We start from the raw sequence: 5,094 nt of genomic DNA on the forward strand, positions 1-5,094 counted from the left end.
GGAGAATGACCACCTGCTCACCTTCTACGACTTCCCGGCCGCAATCCGGCGGAGCCTCTACTCCACCAACCTGATTGAGTCCTTCAATAAGCAGGTCAAGAAGTACAGCAGGCGCAAGGAACAGTTCCAGAACGAGGAGTCCATGGACCGCTTCCTGGTCTCCCTCTTCGAAAACTACAACCAGAAGTTCCTGGACCGCAGCCATCGCGGGTTCCAGCAGGCGGAAGGAGAACTGCTCGGGCTGTTCGAGAAACTGGCGAATAATTAGAAAAATTTCTGCAGCAGGGAATTTCATTTACACAAAATTATTGACGCTCCCACAAAAGGTAATTAAAACAAGATGATTTTGATATACTTATCAGAATATTATTCCCTATTTTGTCTATTTTTCTTTGCTTAAGTATCGATATAATGACGCTCGGCTAATTCCAGTCATATCAGTAATCTCTCTCACACTGTATTGTTGACTATGATAGAGCTTCAGAGCTCGTTCGATATCCCGTTGGTTCACAGGTGGACGTCCACCTTTGCGACCTCTCGCACGGGCACTTTTCAATCCTTCTTTCGTCCGTTCCACGATTAAGTCGCGTTCAAATTGACTGAATGCTTGGAAGACGGTCATCATAAGTCGTCCTTGCGGCGTAGTGGTATCGAAGTTCTCCTTTAAACTGACCAGTTTAACGTCGTGTTCTTCAAAATAGTTAACCAATTCAATCAGATCTTTGGTGCTCCGTCCTAACCTGGAAAAACTTTCTACAACGACCGTGTCTCCTGGTCGCAATTTATCCTTTAAGCGGTCCAACTGTGGACGACTGGCTTTTGTTCCCGTCATTTTTTCCGTCAAGATTTCATTGCAGTTTTGTTGTTCGAGTAAATCCAGCTGCCTGTTCAGTTCTTGGTGCTGGGTACTGACACGAGCGTAGCCATACACATAACCACTCATAAGAAACATTCCCTTCTTATTTTTTCACTTTATTATATCACAAACGGTGATTAGTGAGATATAGATAAAGAGACGACTTTTGATATAAAAAAAGACCACTTTTAAATAATAAAAGTGGTCGGTAATTTTTGTATCATAAACGATTGTTTTTGAGACAAAGTAATTTATAAAAAATATGCCTCTAACGTTTTTAGAACGTTAAAGGCATATTAACTTCAGACAGTTATTACTATACCCTAGCTTTATGGGTTTTGATAGAATTAATTAGATTTTAATAAACGAAGTCCATTCAGAATAACGACCAAAGTACTTCCTTCATGAATAATGACACTGATCGCTATATCTGTTAGACCTAATAAACTCACTACTACTAAAAAGGCTACGACTGCCATTGAAAAAAGAATGTTTTGCCAAATGACACGATTCATTTTAGAAGAAATTCCATGAGCTTTAACCAATTTAGATAAGTCATTCTGCATTAGAACTAAATCAGACACTTCTACTGCTACATCTGTTCCGTCTCCCATGGCAATCCCTACATCTGCATTCACAAGGGCTGGGGCATCATTTACACCATCACCTACCATTGCTGTTACGCCGTATTTCTCTTTTTGCTCGTCTATAATTCGAGATTTATCTTCTGGCATGACATTCGCGATTACTTCATCTATTCCTAATTGTTCAGCAACTGCTTTTCCTGTCATTTCTGAGTCGCCAGTGATTAGAGTGGTGTGTATGCCTTGTTCTTTAAAGTATTTAATAGTTTCTTTTGCATGTTCACTTGGAACGTCCATGAGAGCTATAAGTCCAATGACATTCTCATCTTCTGCTACATATACGACTGTCTTACCTTCTGATGCCCACTCATTATTTAAACGAATATATTCATTTGCAACCTCGTCAAATGAAGTTGGTTTTCCGATCCGATAATTTTTGCCGTTGTAATCTCCTGTCAACCCTTTACCAATCTGATTTTCTACTTCAATAGTCAGTTGATTTTTTTGTTCAAACTTTCTTAGAATGGCATCTGCTAAGGGGTGATTGGATTCTTTTTCAAGAGCTACCACGATATCAATCATATTTTCTTCGTTCACGGAATCAGCAAAATAATAATTGGTTACTTCAGGTTTTCCTTTGGTCAAAGTTCCGGTCTTATCAAATGCAATGGCTTGAGTATCGGCTAATTGAGACAGGTAAGAACTACCTTTTGAAAGGACGCCTTTTTTGGCCAAGTTAGAAGTCGTCGATAAAGTTACCGATACAGTAGCTGCTGCTAAAGCACAGGGTGAAGCTGCCACTAAAAGGACCAATCCTCTATAGATACTTTGTGACCATGTCCAGTCTAGGAGAAAAGGAGCCAATAACATGAATAACGGAATGGCAATTAAAACAACTGTAACGTATTTCGGTTCAAATTTTTGGATTATACTCGCAGCTTTTGTTTGGTTGTCTTGGTTCTGGTTTACTAACTGTAAAATTTTTGAAAATACTGTATCTTTATTTTCTTTAGTGACTTCCATTGTGAAAGTACCTGTTCCATTGATTGTACTTCCGAAAACGTAGTCTCCTTTGGACTTCTCTTTTGGGATACTTTCTCCATTAATAGACGACTCATCAATGGACGTAGAGCCTGACAAAATGACGCCATCAATGGGGACTTGATCGCCATTCAATACTTGAAGTTGATCTCCCACTTTTAATTCACTGACATCAACAATCTTTGTATTCCCATCAGGCAAAATTAACCGAGCAGTCGTTGGATTCATTTCGAGTAATTTCGTGATTTCTCGTTTACTTCTTCCTTCAGCGTAATCTTCCAGGAAATGTGCGCCTGAAAAAATGAGAATCAACAACGTTCCTTCCCAAAAATTCCCTATCGCTGAAGCTCCTATAGCCGCTAATCCCATTAAAATATGAGAATTAGGCGTAAACTTATTATTTGCTTTTGTATTCTCAATTGTTTCCCCAAGGCCTTCAAGAATAATGACATGATACCCCGCACTAATTGTGGCGAGTGAGAACATGATGTTTTTAATTAATTGATATTCTCCACTTAAGAACAATGCAACAATTGCCAATGCCAAACCAATAAAGTATAGAATAATAGGCATCTTCCCGTGATTGTGATCATGGTCGTGGTTATGTTTCTCTTTTTCCTGTGAATGTTGCTCTTTGGTAGTTTCCATTTCTATCACCTTTCTATTAAATTTCTTTGATTTTTGTTGACTTTTTTGTGCCTTGCAAATTCTGATTTCGTATGCTTGCTTAAGTAAAGCAAGGATTTATATGGTTTGGGCTTATCCAGTATCCATCTCCTTTTATTTGTAAATCGGAATGATTATTATTTGCATATGAAGTTTCATTCATATGTTTACGAAATCATAATAACTCACTGTATGAGCTTTGTCAAGACAAGATGCTTCTTGTTCAAATGGACTACTATTATGAATACAAAAGTCTTAATTTAGTCTATAAACTAAAAACTTGCATCGTTTTACCCATGTGGTATTATATATATGAACGGAAAATCATATGAGAGGAATAAGAGCATATGGATACATCAACATCTTCGCCAATCAATAAAGAGAAGATTCAATCAATGAGCAAATTATTCAAAGTGATTAGTGACCCTACACGCTTGTCGATTCTCTTTCTCTTACAGAAAAAAGAACTCAGTGTTGGAAACATTGTGCTTGCATTGGATATGGAACAGTCCGCGATTTCACACCAACTAAAAATATTGAAAGATTCACGTTTAGTGAAGGCAAGAAGAGAAGGGAAAAGCATGGTTTACAGTCTTGATGATCTTCATGTTTTCAGTATTCTCGAACAAGTCTTAACTCATATCAATGAACAAGAACAATAAAAGCTAATAAGGTATAAAACTAAATGGAGGTTTTTAAAATTTCAAAGTCAGAGAAACAAGAAAATCACTCGCACCAAAATCAACCGAATAAGAATATTAAAATTGCTTTTTTCACCAACTTTATTTTCTCCATAAGTGAATTTTTCTTTGGGTTTCTTTTCAATAGTGTGTCCATTATGTCTGACGCCGTTCATGATTTAGGGGACTCTATTTCAATTGGATTCGCTTGGTTTTTTCAAGGTTATTCAGAGAAAAAACAAGATGAACGGTTCACCTTTGGCTATAACCGATTTTCTTTACTGGGCGCGCTGATAACTGGCGTTGTGCTAATTAGTGGCTCGTTCTTTATGATCTATCGTAGTGTGCCACGTTTGCTTGACCCACAACCCGTAAATTATAGTGGCATGTTCTGGCTTTCACTCGTAGCTATTGGATTGAATGGATATGCTGCTTGGATTTTAAGCAAAGGCACATCCAAAAATGAGGGTATGTTGAACCTCCATATGCTGGAAGACGTATTAGGGTGGATTGGAGTCTTGATTGTGAGTATTCTAATGAACTTTACCGAGACTTATCGATTGGATCCAATCTTATCGATTTTGATAGCACTCTATATCCTCTATAAAACTGTACCTGAATTTTTCAGTACAATGAAAATTTTATTGAACGGTTCGCCGGAAAATGTAAACGTAGAGAACCTGGCGAACTCCATTAACAATATTCCTGCTGTAAAGGACCTCTCTCATTTTCACATTTGGTCACTGGACGGAGAAGAAAATGCCCTTATCGTTACGGTTCTTATAGACTCTTCCGATATAAACAAGACTAGGGAAATCAAAGAAGAAATTGCAGAGCTTGCCCATACATCGGGTGTAAAGGATCATATCACAATAGAAATAACTACAAGTAAAGACGAACTGGAAAAAGGGTATGCTTATGGCAGTTAAAGTATTTATATATCGTGGATTGTATAATTAAGCGAGACAGAAAAAAGACATGTTATGATACACTCAAATTAACCTACCAAAGCTAAGGAGAGTGCACCATACATGTCGTACACCCATCTTACCAAAACAGAACTCATATTCATAGAAGAATACTTTGCCATTAATCTCAGTGGTCGCGAGATTGCTAAAAAGCTTAAGCGAGGTCATGAAGCAGTCTACAGAGTAATCAGGAAGTTGAAAACGGGTAAAACAGCGATCGATATTTATCTAGAATACAAAGAAAACAAACAAAAATGTGGACGTAAACCTATTCAACTTCCTCAAGGTGAAGTTGATTA

Annotated in this window: 5 protein-coding genes and 1 pseudogene; 4 read left to right on the plus strand and 2 right to left on the minus strand. The window is 37.8% G+C overall.

The features are described 5' to 3' along the window. The coding region (locus tag G470_RS14300) for a transposase (protein WP_205617934.1) at positions 1-268 on the plus strand (268 nt) is incomplete at its 5' end. 114 nt (positions 269-382) lie between these two features. Here G470_RS14300 and G470_RS0111230 read toward each other — a convergent pair. Both G470_RS0111230 and G470_RS0111235 read right to left on the minus strand, forming a co-directional pair. Beyond that, complete coding sequence (locus G470_RS0111230; protein WP_028274879.1) at positions 383-943, minus strand: recombinase family protein; 561 nt, start codon at positions 941-943, stop codon at positions 383-385. Positions 944-1,203: 260 nt separating this feature from the next. Beyond that, on the minus strand, positions 1,204-3,129 hold the full coding sequence (locus tag G470_RS0111235) for a heavy metal translocating P-type ATPase (RefSeq protein ID WP_028274880.1): 1,926 nt from the start codon (positions 3,127-3,129) through the stop codon (positions 1,204-1,206). Positions 3,130-3,494: 365 nt separating this feature from the next. On the opposite strand from G470_RS0111235, the gene G470_RS0111240 reads away from it, so the two are divergent. From G470_RS0111240 to G470_RS0111250, 3 genes and pseudogenes are all read left to right on the plus strand, one after another. Further along, positions 3,495-3,809, plus strand: coding sequence for an ArsR/SmtB family transcription factor (locus G470_RS0111240; protein ID WP_003143894.1), 315 nt, complete (start codon positions 3,495-3,497; stop codon positions 3,807-3,809). Positions 3,810-3,832: 23 nt separating this feature from the next. Beyond that, complete coding sequence (locus G470_RS0111245) at positions 3,833-4,756, plus strand: cation diffusion facilitator family transporter (protein ID WP_035445645.1); 924 nt, start codon at positions 3,833-3,835, stop codon at positions 4,754-4,756. Between the two features lie 102 nt (positions 4,757-4,858). Then, positions 4,859-5,094 (plus strand): annotated as a pseudogene (locus tag G470_RS0111250) (IS30 family transposase); the annotation flags it as partial.

Source organism: Atopococcus tabaci DSM 17538, from assembly GCF_000429585.1.
GTDB classification, from domain to species: Bacteria; Bacillota; Bacilli; order Lactobacillales; family Carnobacteriaceae_A; genus Atopococcus; species Atopococcus tabaci.

What these genes read in the sequence shown, in the direction of transcription:
- G470_RS0111245 (WP_035445645.1), top strand. Translation starts at nt 3,833, where the DNA reads ATGGAGGTTTTTAAAATTTCAAAGTCAGAGAAACAAGAAAATCACTCG.
- G470_RS0111230 (WP_028274879.1), bottom strand. Translation starts at nt 943, where the DNA reads ATGAGTGGTTATGTGTATGGCTACGCTCGTGTCAGTACCCAGCACCAA.
- G470_RS0111235 (WP_028274880.1), bottom strand. Translation starts at nt 3,129, where the DNA reads ATGGAAACTACCAAAGAGCAACATTCACAGGAAAAAGAGAAACATAAC.
- G470_RS0111240 (WP_003143894.1), top strand. Translation starts at nt 3,495, where the DNA reads ATGGATACATCAACATCTTCGCCAATCAATAAAGAGAAGATTCAATCA.